The following is a 16310-nucleotide window of genomic DNA, read 5'->3' as shown; positions in this document are numbered from 1 at the left end:
GAACATGCTCTGATGAATACAATTTCTCAGATCATACCGATCTACCCTCAAGAATCAAGACGGATGACTATAGTGGATTGAGAAGTTAAATTCCTTGCTACCTGGTTTTTCAATCCTTTGCCTTAGACACCATGGTTTTGGGAGTGTTGGTCACCTTGGGGGATGTACGGCAGCGATGAAATCTCAGAACAGCAATGTTATCGTAACGATATGTGAAAAAACTGAAAACTCACTTCATTTTTTTACGCTACGTAACATTAGGCAACCAGTGCAGTAATGGCTAACCGCGTTCTATACGTCCGACTTCCGTGTAACCCTATTTTTCCCATCGGGGTTGTGTACTTGGCAGACCACCTTCACAAGGTCTTTCCCGATATAGAGCAACGTATCTTTGATTTGGGGACATTCCCAGCCCTGGACTTCGGCTCAGCACTAGATCGCTGCATTGATAATTTTCAGCCTAACGTTTTGGTCTTTTCTTGGCGGGATATTCAAATCTATGCACCGGTTGGTGGACGTGGCGGCAATCCCTTACAAAATGCCTTCGAGTTCAACTACGCCCGCAACCCCCTAGTTAAGATGCGTGGGGCCCTGGGGGGAGTGCGAATGGTTGCCACCTACATGAATGAACTCTGGCAAAATACTGGTCTGATTAAACGAGGCTTTAAACGGGCTAAGCGCTACTGCCCTGATGCAAAATTGGTGGTGGGTGGTGGTGCTGTTAGCGTTTTCTATGAGCAAGTCGCCTCATGGATGCCTAAGGGCACGATTGTTTCCGTCGGTGAAGGCGAATTACTGCTAGAAAAACTAGTTCGCAAGGAATCCATCAGTGGTGAACGCTGCTACGTCGTTGGTGAAACAGAGCCCCGCGAACGTCTCATTCATGAATGGCCAACTGCTATTGAGAAAAGCGCGTGCGATTACGCCTATATCGAAAAAATCTGGCCTGAATTTAACTACTATCTCCAGGAAAACGATTTTTACATTGGCGTTCAAACCAAACGAGGCTGTCCCCATAACTGTTGCTACTGTGTCTACACCGTTGTAGAAGGCAAGCAGGTACGCATTAATCCATCCGACGAAGTCGTTAAGGAAATGCAACAGCTATACGACCGTGGTATCCGTAACTTCTGGTTTACCGATGCTCAATTTATTCCGGCTCGTCGCTTTATTGACGATGCCGTTGAGCTCCTACAAAAAATCATTGACTCAGGTATGAAGGATATCCACTGGGCCGCCTATATCCGGGCTGATAATCTCACACCTGAGCTGTGCGATCTGATGGTCAAAACCGGGATGAACTATTTTGAGATTGGCATTACCAGTGGCTCTCAAGAACTGGTTCGTAAGATGCGCATGGGGTATAACCTACGTACTGTTTTGCAAAACTGCCGCGACCTTAAAGCCGCCGGGTTTAATGATCTAGTTTCGGTTAATTACTCCTTCAATGTGATCGATGAGCGGATGGAAACCGTACGCCAGACCCTGGCGTATCATCGTGCCCTAGAAGCAATTTTTGGTCGCGATAAGGTAGAACCCGCAATTTTCTTTATTGGTTTGCAACCCCATACCCATTTAGAAACCTACGCGTTTGAGAACAATCTTCTCAAGAAGGACTACAATCCGCTGGCCATCTATCTCCCCTGGGTTGCGAATAAACTGCTCTGGAATCCAGAACCCCTGGGTGCTTTCTTTGGCGATGTGTGCTTGCAGGCTTTTCGTCAAAACCCCAACGACTTTGGTCGAGAAGTGATGGATATTTTGGAGGACCGTCTCGGTCTGGCCCCGCTGGAAGAAGCGTTAACAGCTCCTGTGAAACCAACGTTAGTCGATAAGCAACCAGAACTCATCGCTCAATAGTCTCGATAGTGTGGTTATCTTCAAAGTTGGATTCACTGTTGGGTATGCAAAAAGCCACCAAAGTAAATCATTAAGCAAATGTTAGGATCACTAGGCAGGAATTGACGGAGTGCCATGGTAGATAAACCAATTCTGAAGAAAGATCGTCCCCCAGAGGATAGGGACCGTAAACCTTCAGAGAATAAGGAAAGAGCTAAAGGCAAAGGCAGAGGTAAGGGCAAGGGTAAAGGCAAGCGCGATAAGGACGATCGGAAAAAGCCGCCTATCAACCCAGCTTTGATGCGAGGTCCTAAACCCACTCAGAAAGTTGAGCCTGAGCCTGAACCTGACGTTAGCGAAGAGGCTTCAGAAACTGAAGCTACAGAAACTGAGGCTACAGAAACTGAAGCAGTAACTGCTGAAGCCGCCACCGATGAGGCTGATAAGGCTACTGCTGAAGTTGAAGCTCCTGTAGCAGAGTAAGGCTGCTCCCTTCAATACCAGAAGGCACCTGGTGGGCCACCAGGTGCCTTCTGGTATTTAGCATAAAAATTTTTCAAACCCAGTCAAATCGCTACCAACGACTGGTTTGAGATGTCCATAAAAGCAAAAAAACTCCCCAGTGGATTACTCCACCGGGGAGGACATCAGGGTGCATCTACCAATTAGGTCTTCTAAGAAATGGACAGTGGTCAGGAGAAATCCCATAGTGTTCTGGCTACAACTTTGCTGTGATTCGCCACCAGCAACTTGGTGGCAGCAGCAGTTACTATCAAACATGGTCACACTGATTCCATAACGTACACATGCTTTTTTCCTGGTCCCAATCCTTACGGCAACTGCCCCTCGTGCAAAAAAGGATGGCCAGTCTATTGGCATTATCGGTACTGATTACTGGATGCCAACAACCTGTACAGCCTGTGTCATCCACTGATTCTCCCCATGATGACTCCCTTGAAGAGTACGTAGCTCCTCCAGAGGTGTTAACGCTGATTTATGGTCGGGCTCCTGTTACCCTTAATCCTCACTTAGCGACTGGCTTCCAAGACTTCGAAGTGGCGCGTATTATCTATGAGCCGCTGGCCAGCTATGGCCCTGATGGGGAGCTTATCCCGGTTTTGGCGGCTGAAATCCCCTCTCTAGACAATGGGGGTGTTAGTGAGGATGGCCTCTCCGTTACCTGGAAGCTGAAAGAAACCCTGCGATGGTCAGATGGAGAAGCCTTAACTGCTGAAGATGTCGCTTTCACCTATAAATTTATTGCTAATCCCACCGTTGCTGCGGTTACGGCTCAGTACTACCAAGATATTGAATCGGTAGAAGCCACTGACGACCATACGGTAAAAATTACGTTTAAACAGCCGACAGCCAGCTGGCAAATGCCGTTTACTGGTCTAAATGGATTGATTTTGCCAGAACATTTATTCAAAGATTTCAACAGCCGTAAGGCTCGGGAAGCTCCAGCTAACTTTCAACCGGTGGGCACTGGTCCCTATCGCTATTTGACTGAGGCCAATGGCCGTTTGTTGTTTGTCCCCAATGAGCTTTATCGTCAACCTGTGGGGGGCTTTAAGCGCATCGAAATTTTGGGTAATGTTCCGCCCTATGTGGCTGCCCGCGATGTCCTGCGAGATGGAACAGCCGATTTTGCCCATAATATTCAGCTAGAGTCAGCGGCCTTAGTGGATTTAGTGCAAACCGGTGAAGCCGGTGGGCTCGTGCTTACCTTTGGTAGCCAGGTGGAGCGCATTATGTTGAATTTTGCTGATCCTGATCAAGAAACTGAGGCCAAAGAACGCGCGAGTAAGGAATTCCCTCACCCAATTTTGCAAGATGTGAGGGTCCGACAGGCGATTGACTATGGCATTGATCGACAGGCCATCGTTGACCAGCTCTATGGAGATTTGGGGATTCCCACCTCTCAGTTATTGATGGCACCAACGCCTGCGGAAGATGAGCTGATTGATTTTAACCATGATGTGGAGAAGGCCAAGGAGCTTTTGGAAGAAGCCGGTTGGGTCGATAGCGATGACGATGGTATTCGAGATCGCAACGACCAACCCCTACAGCTGCTCTTCCAAACCTCCATCGGCACGATTCGCCAGGCCACCCAAAGTCTTGTCCAAGAGCAGCTAGCAGCCATCGGCATTGACATCTTGATTGAGCGGGTCCGCACTGAGGATTTTTTCTCTGCTGACCCAGAGCAAACCAACAGCATCAACCATTTCTATGCCGACATGCAGGAATATGCCATCGGCAATGACATCCCTGATCCTACGATTTACATGGGCTGGTGGACCTGCGACAACATTGCGGCACTGGCCAACAACTGGCAAAAACCCAACAATGCCCGCTATTGCAATGCAGAGTACGACAAACTGTGGAATACGGCCCGCCAGGAACGTGATGCCGATAAGCGCAACGAACTATTTCGGCAAATGGATCAGATGTTAGCGGACGATGTGGCAGTGTTACCCATTGTGCATCGGGCGCTCTCCAATGCCGTTAGCTATCGTATTACTGGCTATAATTTTACGCCCTGGGATGCAAGTACCTGGGATATTGCCAACTGGCGACCCGTGGAGTCTGTTGAAAATAATGCAGACATGCCTTCAGAGGAAGCCAACAGCAAAGATATAGATATTATTGATAGTCAGGACGTAGAACAATCCTCTGAAGAATCCGAACCAGACAACGAATCAGAAGATCAAGCCCCTTAAGGAACCTCTTGAGCTTTGACATCTATGACCACGCCTTCGTCATCATCTTCGTTGGCCGGGGTCTGCTCGTCAACCATATCCTGATCAGAGGAGCTGAAGGCCCCCTGAAATAGATAAAAAACTTCGGTCAACAACAGAGTAATTAAAACCCCATCGTCAATCCAACCGACAATGGGAAGCAAATCGGGAGAAATATCAAGGGGACTTAATATGTAAGTCAATGTCCCAAAAATAATCAACCAGCGATATTTAGGATTGCGTAAGCCGCTGCGATATAAGGCGTAAAACGATTCAACCAGTTGCTTCATAGAAATCTTTAACGCATTATCTAATGATGCCATTTCCCTTAAAAAGACGAGATCATAGGGAAAAAAATTCAGCTTTACTCAATACTGATGCTATGAAATGCTCGGCTTGCTAGTTCATTGGCCTTTGCTTGATAGGGAATACTATCAGCTTATGAGCCTGTCGTTCTGCTTCAGTTGTTTTTACCTATGGGGCTATTGAGTAATCCCAATGTGGGCAGTACTACGGCTGGAGTCTATGCAACCATACTCAAGCAGCTAGAAACAGGCGGTCAGGGGCAGTTTGTCAGTAGCTTTGGCTCCCAGGCAGATAACGGGCATATCATTCGCTACATCCTTACCCACTGAACTACGGAAACGAAGGCTGAACAAGCCTTCGCCGTCTTTCTCCGGCAATAACTACCAATCATAGAAGAATTTCATATCTTGCAAAGATTAATTGAGTTCTTATTAAAGTTGCACACTCTGGGTTGTTGATACCTGTTCATTTGAAATAAGTTGGCAATATCAGGCGAGCACATCATCTCAAACTACTGCTTTTAGATGTCTACCGTTGCTGCAGTAAACGCTTTTATATATTCATCACCTCACAGGCAAATCTACCCTACAGATCAGCAAGCAGCTGTCTAAGCGCCTAAACATTCCTTAAAAACAGTCTTATGAAACCATTGTCAGCCCTAATGGGGGTGGTCACTGGTGCGATAGTGACCACGCTTGGTATGACTAGTGCAGCTTTGGCTGTCGATTTTTCCCTCCGTGGCACATTCGCTCAAGATGATGATGTACAGCTGTTTGATTTCAGCATAGCTACAGAATCAGCAGTCACCCTCAGAACTTACTCTTACGCAGGTGGTACTCAAGCAGATGGAACGTTCATTGATGCAGGCGGTTTTGATCCTGTGTTGTCTTTGTTTGATGGTGACGGGAATTTTATCTTCTTAAGTGACGATGATGAGTCTGGCACAGTTGCTAATGACCCTACCACTGGTAGGGCCTATGACGGCTTCCTGGATATTGTGCTAAAGGCTGGCGACTACACACTGGCATTGACGCAGTATAACAACTTTAGCAACACCACCAACCTGGCTGATGGCTTCAGACAGGAGGGTAATGCCAACTTCACCAGTAACTTTGCACGGTGTACAACTGACAGTATGTTTTGTGACTTTACTGGTGATGTTCGTACCAATGAGTGGGCATTGGATATCCTTGGTGTCCTACCCCCATCAGAACCTGATGAGGGAGAAACTAATCCACCGACTCAGGTACCTGAGCCTGCAACCACATTGGCATTTGCTTTAGCCGGTGTAGGTGCACTTGTACATCGCCGTCGCCAAACGTAAATTCACCTCCCAATCATGCCGTTGCTGATTCATTCTGTAGTCAGCAACGGTATTTTAGCGATGGCTGATTTAGGGGATAAACCGGTCTAGAGCCATTGCTATTGAATGGTATCTCACAACTACAGTCATCCTGAGGATCAGCAATGCCAGATTTTATATAGTAGCCTTGCTTTTGTCTGGCCTGAAACTCTGCTCCGTAGCATGTGCCAATGGATATCGCTCAAGGAACTAATATCACAACTCAGCGGCATAAAAACCTACCACAACAGTTTTTATTTACTATTGTTGCTAATCTCTTCTGTTTTTCTCTAACGATTTAAATACAACACTGCATTATTTTTTGCAACAATAACAGTGTTGTTGACTCTTTTTATTCAACCGCCAAAGAAACTCGCTTACCACCAATACCCCGCAGGTCTGCCAGGAGTTTCGCCACATCGGCATAGGGCAATGTGCGATCTGCCTTGAGCATGACAAACCCGTCTGGGTTTTCGGCAAAATAGCTTTGGATAATAGGAGCCAATGCTGGAGTTGTTATCGGCTTATCTTCATAAACCGCCTGGCCATCTTCTCGCAGACCGATTACCAATGGCTCAATCTTTTCAACTACCTCTTCATCTACACCAGAGACTGCCTGGGGCAAACTCACTCCAAAAATCTGTACACCGCTGAGTTCCATGGAGATGATGACAAAAAACGTCAGAACCGTCATCAACACATCCATCATCGGTACCAGATTTACCTCAGGCACTCCAGAATTTCCATGGCGAGATCGTAAGCCCATCTTCTACTCCTCCTCCTCCGCATCCTCTAACGCCAGAGAGACCTGGTCACCACCGACCGCACGCATATCTCCTAGAAACTGCATAACGTTCTCATAGGGCAGCTCCTGATCCGGTACCAGATAAACCGTCTTATCAGGATTCTTCTGCAGGTAGTTGTCAATCTCTAATGCTAGCTGTGTACTATCAATCGGCTGGCCATTGAGCGAAGTTTCCTGATTCTCATCCATCTCTACAATGAAAATCTCATCAGCAGAGGGTAACTGGTCTGGCGGCACATCCTCTGTCTGCTCTGGGGGGAGTTCTACTTCAATCAGCTGTTCACTGCCCAAAGAAACCGAAATCACCACAAAAAATGCCAGCACACCCATCATTACCGTGAGCATCGGCACCAAATCAATGGTGGGGATTTTACTTTCTCGGCGTTTACCTAAGGGCATGGAGGTTTAGATGGGGGTATCAAGATACAGGTGGGGGATAGGTCTTGGTTATTGGGTCTTGGTTATTGGGTCTCTAATTCAGTAGAACCGAAACAAATTTGTTTGAGGCCGATAACAAATAACGAATAACAAATAACTAAATTATGATTGATAGGTTGCTGAGACTGATGGCTCTTCAACAGAGTGACCATTCTCTGAGGCTAACAATGCAGGCTCGTACCAATTTTGACGATAGATTAGCTCTAGCTCGTTACCAGCTTCTGAGAAATAGTCAGCCTGTTGGCTCTGGAGAGAGACCAAAATCCGCAGCACTAGCAGCGCTAAAATCGCGACCACCATGCCGGCGGCTGTTGTGATCAGCGCTTCACCAATACCCGCTGCGGCTTCACTGGCTCCTTCACCGCCGCTGCTGCCGCCGATATTTAAGCTGTAGAAGGTGGCAATTAGACCCGTTACCGTACCCAACAGACCTAGCAGTGGCGAAATGGCAACGATGGTTTCTAGTAGTTTTTCACCCTGGCGCATTTTAACGAATTCACGATCCGCCGCTGTTTCCATGGCCAGGCGGAAGGTTTCAGGGGAGGCGTTGTTTAACCGTAGGGGGGCAAACAAAAACCGGCCAATGGGGGTATCGTGGTGTTGATTTGCGATCGCAGCTGCCTCATTTAAATCCCGTTTAGCTGCATCCAAAACATCGCTGACAATTTTGCCTTCACGGCGTAGCAGATCAGACCAAAAACGTGTCCGCTCTAGAGCGCATGAAATTGTTAGCACCGAAGCTCCAACAATGGGTACCATCACCGGGCCACCCTTAGCTAGAAAATCAAATACAGTTGCCATAGCCGAATTTCCTGGATTACGTTTGCCTGTCCGGTCTGCCGTTTACCGATTGAAACTATTAAAACGCGATTCAAAAATGTGGATACAAACTGAATGCAGCGCCGCCGAATCTACGGGCGATCCCCTTCATTCTCCCCTGTCTCTTCACCCGCCGCACTCGACTCAGTGCCAGGGTTCGATGCCGTCGTCGATGTATCTGGGGGATCTTCGTCTGCTGTTGCATCATCTGGGGTAGCTGCGGGTGTGGCGTTACCTTCAGTCCCTGGCTGGGGTGTAGCAGTTGGAATTGCTCCAACGATCACCTCTTGCCATTCCAAATTGCTTTCGCCGTTGACTTTGACCAGCACTGACTCGACTCGACCCGCAGCTACCGTGCCAGCACCCACTACGTCACACTCAAATGAATCGCCTCGTTTATTAATGCGATATGTATCGCGACAATCCACGGCCAAGCTTTTCCCCAACGCTTCCCTGATATCCTCTTGAATTTTTTCCTCAAGGGATACCAAATTAATGATCACCTTAGAACTGGGCACATCCCACGCGATCGTGCCCTGATCATCCTGCTGAATCACATTAATGGTGAACTGGCCACCATCTGGCAGTTCACCGACACAGCGAAAATATGCTTCCGCCTGTTGCTTGACACGATTTGGACAAATTACATCCTTCAGGGTAAGCCGCCGCCCTTGGCGCTCAATGTTATCCTGGATATCTGTCTCTATCCGAGACATATTCAAATGTCGTGAGCAACTGCTGAGAAGAATTAACCCTAGCAGTGCCCCCAACCGAACGATGGCGACCATTCTGTGATAACGCAAATGTTGACCAAGATTCACTATAACGGGGGCTCCCAGATGCCAGGTAAAGGACCGGTTAAGAGAACCTAGAGTGATTGGGGAAAACCCTGAGATTCTCCTCAAAATCGATACCTACACCGTTCCGAGATAGAGATGTTCCATGGAACGTTTCTACATTAATAACCTATCCCTTCATCTGCCGTATTAAATGCCTTAGTTCCGGCAAAATCAAAGTATCCATGGCCAGGGCAACACCATTGCTGGAGCCCGGTAGCAAAAATACCAGGGTAGATTGATACACCCCGGCAGTAGCCCTAGAGGCAATGGCTCTAGAGCCAATTTCAGCATAGCTAAGGTGACGAAAAATTTCGCCAAAGCCAGGTATTTCTTTTACTAATAGGGTTGCGATCGCATCGTATGTGGTATCCCTGGGGGCGATCCCAGTCCCTCCATTACAAATAATGACATCTACGGTCGGAGCCAGGCGCTTTACTAAGCCAGCTATTTGATCCGGCTCATCCTTCACCAACCGATACGCTTCTAATCGATGGCCTGCCTCTCGCAGTTTGACCTTAATCAGCTGTCCACTTTTATCAGTGTCAACCGTACGTGTATCACTGACAGTAATGACACCGCAGATAGCTGGGGTGAAATCTGGATCGGGATGGGGGGTAGCCATGGATAATAGTCAAAACGTCGAGAAGAGCAATCTCTACAAAACTCAAAACTAACTCTTCGTAAAGCCTAATCCTTTCTCTTCGGCATAGCGATTCATAAAGCGCATAAACCGATCCCACTCATCGCGGCTCTTAAGCAGTATACGTGCCTCTAAGCCAGCTGGTGCGCCGTTGATAAACTTGGCGTTTACTTCGCGGCTGGTCATCATGCCTTCTTCGTCTACCAGGTAAAGACCCGTTACCTCAAATCCTTCTTCCACGAGGGCCTTGGGTTTATCAAAGTAGAACGTAGCAGTGCCATCTGAACCGTCCTTAGCACGGGTGAGCCGCACGTCTGGAATGACTTCCTCAGCTACACCCTGAGCAAATTGGATTTCTGCCATTGCGCTGTCCTCTAACTAAATGACTATGGGCTATTTGTTAAAAAGCATTAAGCTCCATCATCCCATCATATGAGTGTTGTTTAAAACACTCTTTGAAAATCCTCGTCCATAGGTATTGATGTAGGGACGTTCCATGGGATGACCCTACATCTGGGGGTGCACCTGGTAGTCAGACAAGATGGGGGGCATGCGCTTTCGCAGCACTAATCCTTGATAAACCATAGCGGCCACTTCACCATAGGTGGCCACCTGGTTAGGGGATAGCAGGTCTAGGTCAGGATAGTTAAAGACTAAACCAAGTTTGGTGGCGATTGCGATCGCGCTTTCTGCATAGCGAGGGACCTGGGATTTATCTTGATAACGGGCAAGCAATCCAGCCGTATCTTTAGCGGTAAGCTCTAAGCCACTAACCAGAGCCAGCAGCACCTGAATTTTTAAGATGGGCTGCTCTGGCGCAAAGGTATAGTCGGGAAACCCTGAGAGGAACTTGGCACGATAGGCGGTGTGAATGGCCTGGGATGCCCAGTGGGATGAAGGTACATCACGAAACGCAACCGGATAACGTTTTGGTTTCGGAGCAAAGGCAGCCACCACTAAACTGGCAAACTGTGCACGGGTCATGGAGGCGTCGGGAGCACTGGTCCGCTCTAGAAAATTGTGCGCCTTGAGGGACTGCCAGAAGTCATCGGCCCAGTGGCTGTGGGTGACAATTGTATTGCTGGCAGCAGCCACACTATTACTAACGGCGGTTCTGGCTGGCTCCACAATATATGGAGACGTCAGGGACTGCATCCGACCTAGATTGGCCAGGCACTGATAAACCAAAGCCGTGGTTTCAGCTCGAGTAATGGGCTGCATCGGTCGCAGTTCTGCCACATCGGGATAGTTCACCACGATGCCTTGACGGGTAGCAATGGCAATTTCCTCAACGGCATAGGGGGGCACCTGGGCGCGATCCCGATATACTCCGAGTTCGGATGCCATACCCTGGCTCAGTCGCAAACCATTAATCAGGGCCACCAGGGACTGGGCTCGGGTCATGGGATCATTGGGCCGAAATGTATTGTCTGGAAAACCAGCGATAAAGCCCTGGGCCTGAGCCTGATAAATCACTGAACGGGCCCAAAAATTAGAAGAGACATCCCTAAAGGGCTTAAACCGGCGATTGTCACCGTCACTCGCAGGAAATGTCGCCATGACCAGAGCAGCGAACTCGGCTCTGGTCACCAATGCATTGGGGCGAAATGAACCGTCAAAAAAGCCTTTGACGAGTTCTGCTGCGGCCATGGCATCCACAAAGGGAGCGGCCCAATGCCCAATCACATCGCTAAAACGGCTATCTAAATTGAGGGTTGGGGGGGCAGGGGATTCCGGTGTCGGGGGGGCAGGTTGGGGGGGCACTTTGCCTAATAGCATTGCTGGCACAGCTACCGGATCGGGAAGTTCACTGGCCACATAGCGAACGGATCCTTTAACTCGATTGGGGTTGATATGATTACCCGCACTGGTTAAGGGTTGCCGACTCTCGTTGCGGATATCCCACTGGCCATTGTCTCGAAACTCATTTTCGCCCAGGTCCTGACTCTGGCCTACATCAGGTTGCACGGTATCCTGTAGCCATAATCCCGACGTTTCGTTACGCCGAATGTGATTTTGCCGTAGCACTGGCCGAGCGGCACGGGACAGAACAATGCCCGCTTTGTTATTCACCACCTCGTTATCAATAATTAGCGGTGCTGCTTGATCGCTAATGGCCACCCCATACCCTGTCTGTTCAAAGCGGTTTTGTCGGACTTCTCCTTTAGACCTGCGCACCATAAACAGACCGCTGGCCTGATTTTCGGTGAATTCATTGGCCAGCAACACTGGTATGGCAGTCCCGGTGGCAAAAACACCATCACGCCCGCACCCCTTAAATCGACAGCGGGTGAGTAACGCTGATCCAGCTTCTAGCCACACCCCTATACCTTGCGATTGTGGGTTCGTCACTGTGACATTGCGGATCTGGGAGCGGTCCTCTAACTTCATCGTGACGGACATGCCCCCAAATTCTTCCGTTGCCAGCACCCCTCCACCTCGAATGGCCACGGTGCCATGAATACCCACAACGGTTACTCCAGAGGCCACAATCAGCGGAAACGATTCGCCACTGCCATAGGTGCCCGCTTCTAGCTGTATGGTGGTGCCAGAACTGGCGCGATCCAAAGCCTGGGTCAAGGTTTTGAACGGCGATTGGCGAGTGCCATTACCTTGGGCACCGCTGGCATGATTGACATATAAAACAGAGGCAGTAGCTTGCACCATGGCCACTAGACTGATTGATTAACCCACTCAGGGTAAAGGTAAACGCTAACGGTTGACCTATGATTAATAATTCTGACTGAAAAATTTATCTTCGTTGTAGTCTATTTCCGAGTAAATAAGCACGTTAGCGTCTCTGTCTTCCAAAAATGGCACTTGCGATGCCTAAACTGCCATGCTTATTGTTATTGCCATAGCTAATGTTGCGATCGCGATTCTCTGCCTTGTTCTCACCTGGCATGTCGCTCGGTTTGGTCACCAGGTTGCCCAGCTCAACCGAAATCTCCAACGTTGGACAGTACTATTAGAGGACAACTTGGCCCAACAAACCCTAGCCTTTACTGTACAACGCACCAACCTACGGCAATGGCAGCTGATTCATCTGAAATGGCAGCTACAACAGCGACGTCTCATTCAAACTGCAAAATTCCTACAGCGTGTTTGGCTGATTAGCCAACGTCGCCACCGCTTCTAACCCCTCACGCCCCATTCCCTGCTCCCCACTCCCCGCATTCCCCATGGCTCAACACAACTCCGATCACTTCCTCAGTGGCCTGCTGGCTGGTACCGCCATCGGCACCGTCATCGGTTTACTGATCGCTCCCCGCAGCGGCAAACATACCCGTAGGGTTCTTAAAAAGTCAGCGGATGCCGTGCCTGACATCATTGAAGATTTATCCACTAGCCTGCAATTCCATGCCGATAGGCTGTCCAATACTACGTTGCAAAATTGGGACAGCACCCTGGAACGACTGAGAGAGGCCTTAATTGCTGGGCAAGCTGCTTCTCGAGAAGACTTTGCTCAAACGGTGGTCGAGTCCAAGCGTGACTGATCCTTTAATTTGGCTAGGGTTATCCATTCTGCTACTAGGTTTCGGTCTAGTCGCATTGGTGTGTGTGTCCATTCCTGCGTTGATTGGCCTGGCGAGGGCTGCCCGCAGTGCTGAAAAATTCTTTGATACCCTTGATCGCGAGTTACCCCGCACCCTAGAGGCAATGCGTCACACGGGTGCTGACCTGAGTGACCTGGCGGATGACATGACCGATAGTGTCAGCAGTGCTCGTAATATTGTTAAACAAGTGGATCAAAGTCTCAGTGATGTGCGTCTGCAGGCGTCTCAGGTAAAACGCTCAACTCGCAGTGTGGCTGTCGGCTTTAGGGCCGCCTGGCGGGTCCTCACCAAACCAGCTAATGCGCGTAAACGTAAACGACGACCACCACCACCCAAACCTGTTGAGCCGCCGCATCCCCCCTCATCCCAAGTCCAACCAACATCGCCCCAGCGCCCTCCCAGTAATACGTCCGAGGATCGCTTTCCTGGTCAATGATTGACGGAAACCGGGCTTCTTCTCTACATTAAAGATAGGTAAATAAGTGTAAACATCATGACCGTACGCTTTAAGGATTGGTTGCAGGCTTCCTTATTAGGGGGGCTGTTGGTTTGTTGTATTGCATTCGTCACAGGGATCACGGCACCAGCTGCGTATGCTTACAACAATCCAGAACTGCTGCCAGATGAGCCGACTATGGTCATCGACCTAGCAAGAATTCTGACCAATTCTCAGGAAGAGTATTTGAATGAACATTTACCGGAGTTTGAGGCTGAGACGGGTTGGAAACTTAGGGTTTTAACCCAGTTTGATCAAACTCCAGGACGTGCTGTCAAAGATTTTTGGAACTTAGACGATAAGAGCATTATGCTGATTGCCGACCCACGGGGAGGCAATATCCTTAACTTTAGCGTTGGTGATACGGTCTATTCACTGTTGCCCAGAGTCTTCTGGATTGAGCTACAAACTCGCTTTGGTAATCAGTTTTTTGTACGTGACAACGGTGAAGATCAATCCATCATGCAATCCATTGCATCCTTAGAAACTTGCCTCGCTCGCGGTGGCTGTTCAGTTGTGCCTGGCCTACCTAGAGAGCAATGGATTTTAACCCTCATTACATCCATCCTTGGGGGGGTTATCTGTGGCTTTGCTGCCCATCCCCGCAAAGAGGGCCAGGTCTTTTCCTGGCAGTGGATGCTGATTTTCTCACCCCTGTGGGGCATGCTGTTCATTGCGTTTGGCATTGGCCCAGTGGTTTCTCGCACCCAGGACTGGCTACCCCTGGTTCGTAACATTGCTGGTTTTATGATTGGTGCCCTGGTTGCATTCTTGAGCCCTGCGTTTGCCAACTCATCAGCCAGTGGGGAAGCTTAGAGCGGTTTTACCCGTCTACCCTTGGGCAATTCTATGAACATGTCATAGCTGAGTGTGCGCTCATCTTGAGCACTGGTGACAATTCCGATGCTTTTGATGGCTGAGACCATTGGGCCTTCAGGTAGTTTTGGAAAAGGCAGGGTGCCTTGCAAATCCTTCAGGCGATCAACATCGATAAAGAAATAACCACTGTTTTCATCAGGGGAAATGTCTAGAAGGGTCTGGAAGGCTCGATTGGTTTGGATAGATTTAGACGGTTGAGGTGCGATCGCATCCAACACCTCTGGGCCAACGCCAAAAAAGGTGACATCGTTATCCAACCAACCATGTCCCATGGCAATGCCACCGTAATAAGACACCAACTGATTAACGGGTTGCTCCGCATCCAAAGGTTTCACATCAAAGCGAAATCGACTGGTCATGACTTCATCCAGTTGCTCCCAGGTGGCCTCAGCTGCCTGACGATCGGCGACCTCTGCCACTAAGGCTAGCTGTCCCATGGGCATGGGTGATTCCGCTGCCGTGCTTGGCGGTAACAGGCCAAAGGCAACTTCACCTGACAGCCAGGGCAATATATCATTTTCAAAATCCAGTCCCGTTTGGTTCTTGAGACCCTTGGTGAGGGAGCCCGACGAGATCGGTAACAGGGCATTTAGCTGCTCAGCTTCGCTAAGGGCCTGCCAAAATGGACCAATGCTGCTGGTGGACAACATCAGCACGGTTGAGTCCGGTAACCGTTGGGGCGTCATGGACTGGGTGTTGATCATATCGACATAAATTGGCTGATCTTCCGGTCCTAGCCAGGTTGAGGCTTCAATATCCAAACCGTTGGGCAATGGCTCTACAGCGGCGACTAGGCCATTAATACTGGGTAAGCTATCACTGCCCAAAAATGTCTTGCCTGCCTCAGGGATATTGAGATACAGCTGGACTAAGGCAGAGGGCATCTGTACATGCTTAACGGCTTGGCGATAGGCATCGCTATTGAGCATCGAAGTCCCACCATCAAAGCTATCGATCACAGATTCAATACCGTTAGCACCTGACGCTAACACCAGCCATTGGTTACCTAAAACGGTACTCTCAAAGGTCTCACCTGCCGTAGTTTTAATGGACTGGATGCCAACACCGTTATAGTCACGGCCAACCCAAGTAGTGCCGTCCCGTGGCTCTGCCATCAGTTCCTGGGCTTTATCTGGATCAGCAATGGGCACAATCAGCACCATCTCCGCAGCTGCTTCGCTATCACCGGCCTTGGGCAAAAAGACAAGGGTTACCTGCTCACCAATCCAGGGTTGAATGTCGGTTCTAAAGCGATAGCCGTTGGTACTGAGGATGCGATCGCGCCAGGTGGTTAAAAATCGATCCAATGCTTTTTGTGACTCAGGTGTCCCCAGCTGTCGTAAACGAGTCCACTGGGTTGCATCCGTTGACAGCGTTAGGGTTGCCAGGGCATTACCGGGCACAACTTCCATCCCCGTTGGTAGCTTGACACCCGTAGAGAGCCGCTGACCAAGCCGCAGATAGGCCGCTGCCCCACCCAGTATCAGTAAAACCGCCGTACTAACTGTGACCAACAAAGGAGGCCGTTGCTTGAGAACCATGGACCAGCAAGAAACAAACAACGCTTGCTAATCTACCATTGGTTTACAAAAACGGCACGGGTGGGTTGGCC

Annotated in this window: 18 protein-coding genes; 9 read left to right on the top strand and 9 right to left on the bottom strand. The window is 49.2% G+C overall.

Translation table 11 applies throughout. The features are described 5' to 3' along the window. Positions 1–276 precede the first annotated feature (276 nt). The 3 genes from U2F10_RS32645 (at position 277) to U2F10_RS32635 (ending at position 4559) form a co-directional block, all read left to right on the top strand. Entirely contained in the window at positions 277–1860 is a 1584-nt protein-coding gene (locus U2F10_RS32645; protein ID WP_163671402.1) for a photosystem II high light acclimation radical SAM protein, read from the top strand. A 114-nt stretch (positions 1861–1974) separates the two neighbouring features. Next, positions 1975–2322, top strand: a complete 348-nt coding sequence (locus U2F10_RS32640) for a hypothetical protein (RefSeq protein WP_163671403.1) — start codon at positions 1975–1977, stop codon at positions 2320–2322. 323 nt (positions 2323–2645) lie between these two features. Then, the gene (locus U2F10_RS32635) at positions 2646–4559 is read left to right on the top strand and encodes a peptide ABC transporter substrate-binding protein (protein ID WP_499874400.1); all 1914 of its coding nucleotides are present in this window, start codon (positions 2646–2648) and stop codon (positions 4557–4559) included. Here the strand turns inward: U2F10_RS32635 and U2F10_RS32630 are convergent. Beyond that, positions 4556–4867 carry a YkvA family protein gene (locus U2F10_RS32630; RefSeq protein WP_163671405.1) on the bottom strand — a complete coding sequence of 104 codons (312 nt, stop codon included), beginning with the start codon at positions 4865–4867 and terminating at the stop codon, positions 4556–4558. The genes U2F10_RS32635 and U2F10_RS32630 overlap by 4 nt on opposite strands. A gap of 186 nt (positions 4868–5053) precedes the next feature. On the opposite strand from U2F10_RS32630, the gene U2F10_RS32625 reads away from it, so the two are divergent. After that, positions 5054–5212: a hypothetical protein gene (locus U2F10_RS32625; protein WP_163671406.1), complete on the top strand. Its 159-nt coding sequence runs from the start codon at positions 5054–5056 to the stop codon at positions 5210–5212. Between the two features lie 311 nt (positions 5213–5523). Beyond that, positions 5524–6207, top strand: coding sequence for a DVUA0089 family protein (locus tag U2F10_RS32620; RefSeq protein WP_499061974.1), 684 nt, complete (start codon positions 5524–5526; stop codon positions 6205–6207). Positions 6208–6577: 370 nt separating this feature from the next. Here the strand turns inward: U2F10_RS32620 and U2F10_RS32615 are convergent, their stop codons facing one another. From U2F10_RS32615 to U2F10_RS32585, 7 genes are all read right to left on the bottom strand, one after another. Further along, a complete protein-coding gene (locus U2F10_RS32615) occupies positions 6578–6991 on the bottom strand; it encodes an ExbD/TolR family protein (RefSeq protein ID WP_163671408.1) in 414 nt (137 codons plus the stop codon). Between the two features lie 3 nt (positions 6992–6994). Further along, on the bottom strand, positions 6995–7429 hold the full coding sequence (locus U2F10_RS32610; protein ID WP_163671409.1) for an ExbD/TolR family protein: 435 nt from the start codon (positions 7427–7429) through the stop codon (positions 6995–6997). Positions 7430–7570: 141 nt separating this feature from the next. Further along, positions 7571–8269, bottom strand: coding sequence for a MotA/TolQ/ExbB proton channel family protein (locus U2F10_RS32605; RefSeq protein ID WP_163671410.1), 699 nt, complete (start codon positions 8267–8269; stop codon positions 7571–7573). A 110-nt stretch (positions 8270–8379) separates the two neighbouring features. Then, positions 8380–9075 (bottom strand): DUF4333 domain-containing protein, encoded by a 696-nt coding sequence (locus U2F10_RS32600; RefSeq protein ID WP_499061976.1) that lies wholly within the window; start codon positions 9073–9075, stop codon positions 8380–8382. Between the two features lie 178 nt (positions 9076–9253). After that, entirely contained in the window at positions 9254–9748 is a 495-nt protein-coding gene (locus U2F10_RS32595; protein WP_163671412.1) for a MogA/MoaB family molybdenum cofactor biosynthesis protein, read from the bottom strand. A gap of 48 nt (positions 9749–9796) precedes the next feature. Then, positions 9797–10129 (bottom strand): photosystem II reaction center protein Psb28, encoded by a 333-nt coding sequence (gene psb28 / locus U2F10_RS32590; protein ID WP_163671413.1) that lies wholly within the window; start codon positions 10127–10129, stop codon positions 9797–9799. A gap of 144 nt (positions 10130–10273) precedes the next feature. Then, positions 10274–12433: an S-layer homology domain-containing protein gene (locus U2F10_RS32585; RefSeq protein ID WP_499874398.1), complete on the bottom strand. Its 2160-nt coding sequence runs from the start codon at positions 12431–12433 to the stop codon at positions 10274–10276. Positions 12434–12605: 172 nt separating this feature from the next. Here U2F10_RS32585 and U2F10_RS32580 point away from each other — a divergent pair, with 172 nt between their 5' ends. The 4 genes from U2F10_RS32580 to U2F10_RS32565 all read left to right on the top strand — a co-directional run bounded on the left by U2F10_RS32580 (position 12606) and on the right by U2F10_RS32565 (position 14635). Further along, positions 12606–12905 (top strand): hypothetical protein, encoded by a 300-nt coding sequence (locus U2F10_RS32580; protein ID WP_163700687.1) that lies wholly within the window; start codon positions 12606–12608, stop codon positions 12903–12905. A 43-nt stretch (positions 12906–12948) separates the two neighbouring features. Further along, on the top strand, positions 12949–13263 hold the full coding sequence (locus U2F10_RS32575) for a YtxH domain-containing protein (protein ID WP_163671416.1): 315 nt from the start codon (positions 12949–12951) through the stop codon (positions 13261–13263). Beyond that, positions 13256–13759 carry a hypothetical protein gene (locus tag U2F10_RS32570; RefSeq protein ID WP_250565872.1) on the top strand — a complete coding sequence of 168 codons (504 nt, stop codon included), beginning with the start codon at positions 13256–13258 and terminating at the stop codon, positions 13757–13759. The genes U2F10_RS32575 and U2F10_RS32570 overlap by 8 nt, the downstream gene beginning before the upstream one ends. Positions 13760–13957: 198 nt before the next feature. Then, positions 13958–14635, top strand: a complete 678-nt coding sequence (locus U2F10_RS32565) for a TPM domain-containing protein (protein WP_225920435.1) — start codon at positions 13958–13960, stop codon at positions 14633–14635. Here the strand turns inward: U2F10_RS32565 and U2F10_RS32560 are convergent. Further along, positions 14632–16239 carry a DUF3352 domain-containing protein gene (locus U2F10_RS32560; protein ID WP_499869045.1) on the bottom strand — a complete coding sequence of 536 codons (1608 nt, stop codon included), beginning with the start codon at positions 16237–16239 and terminating at the stop codon, positions 14632–14634. The genes U2F10_RS32565 and U2F10_RS32560 overlap by 4 nt on opposite strands. Positions 16240–16310 lie beyond the last annotated feature (71 nt).

The sequence above is a fragment of the Leptothoe sp. EHU-05/26/07-4 genome, from assembly GCF_043421015.1.
Classification (GTDB): Bacteria; Cyanobacteriota; Cyanobacteriia; order Phormidesmidales; family Phormidesmidaceae; genus Leptothoe; species Leptothoe turfae.
The sequence above is the reverse complement of the archived record's forward strand: the minus strand, read 5'-3'. Positions and strand labels throughout refer to the sequence as shown.

Bases quoted from the DNA above. Each gene is read 5' to 3' on its own strand.
- U2F10_RS32585 (WP_499874398.1), bottom strand. From the start codon at position 12,433: ATGGTGCAAGCTACTGCCTCTGTTTTATATGTCAATCATGCCAGCGGT.
- U2F10_RS32635 (WP_499874400.1), top strand. From the start codon at position 2,646: ATGCTTTTTTCCTGGTCCCAATCCTTACGGCAACTGCCCCTCGTGCAA.
- U2F10_RS32605 (WP_163671410.1), bottom strand. From the start codon at position 8,269: ATGGCAACTGTATTTGATTTTCTAGCTAAGGGTGGCCCGGTGATGGTA.
- U2F10_RS32565 (WP_225920435.1), top strand. From the start codon at position 13,958: ATGGTCATCGACCTAGCAAGAATTCTGACCAATTCTCAGGAAGAGTAT.
- U2F10_RS32645 (WP_163671402.1), top strand. From the start codon at position 277: ATGGCTAACCGCGTTCTATACGTCCGACTTCCGTGTAACCCTATTTTT.
- U2F10_RS32625 (WP_163671406.1), top strand. From the start codon at position 5,054: ATGGGGCTATTGAGTAATCCCAATGTGGGCAGTACTACGGCTGGAGTC.
- U2F10_RS32580 (WP_163700687.1), top strand. From the start codon at position 12,606: ATGCTTATTGTTATTGCCATAGCTAATGTTGCGATCGCGATTCTCTGC.
- U2F10_RS32630 (WP_163671405.1), bottom strand. From the start codon at position 4,867: ATGAAGCAACTGGTTGAATCGTTTTACGCCTTATATCGCAGCGGCTTA.
- U2F10_RS32560 (WP_499869045.1), bottom strand. From the start codon at position 16,239: ATGGTTCTCAAGCAACGGCCTCCTTTGTTGGTCACAGTTAGTACGGCG.
- U2F10_RS32610 (WP_163671409.1), bottom strand. From the start codon at position 7,429: ATGCCCTTAGGTAAACGCCGAGAAAGTAAAATCCCCACCATTGATTTG.
- U2F10_RS32575 (WP_163671416.1), top strand. From the start codon at position 12,949: ATGGCTCAACACAACTCCGATCACTTCCTCAGTGGCCTGCTGGCTGGT.
- psb28 (WP_163671413.1), bottom strand. From the start codon at position 10,129: ATGGCAGAAATCCAATTTGCTCAGGGTGTAGCTGAGGAAGTCATTCCA.
- U2F10_RS32615 (WP_163671408.1), bottom strand. From the start codon at position 6,991: ATGGGCTTACGATCTCGCCATGGAAATTCTGGAGTGCCTGAGGTAAAT.
- U2F10_RS32620 (WP_499061974.1), top strand. From the start codon at position 5,524: ATGAAACCATTGTCAGCCCTAATGGGGGTGGTCACTGGTGCGATAGTG.
- U2F10_RS32600 (WP_499061976.1), bottom strand. From the start codon at position 9,075: ATGGTCGCCATCGTTCGGTTGGGGGCACTGCTAGGGTTAATTCTTCTC.
- U2F10_RS32595 (WP_163671412.1), bottom strand. From the start codon at position 9,748: ATGGCTACCCCCCATCCCGATCCAGATTTCACCCCAGCTATCTGCGGT.
- U2F10_RS32640 (WP_163671403.1), top strand. From the start codon at position 1,975: ATGGTAGATAAACCAATTCTGAAGAAAGATCGTCCCCCAGAGGATAGG.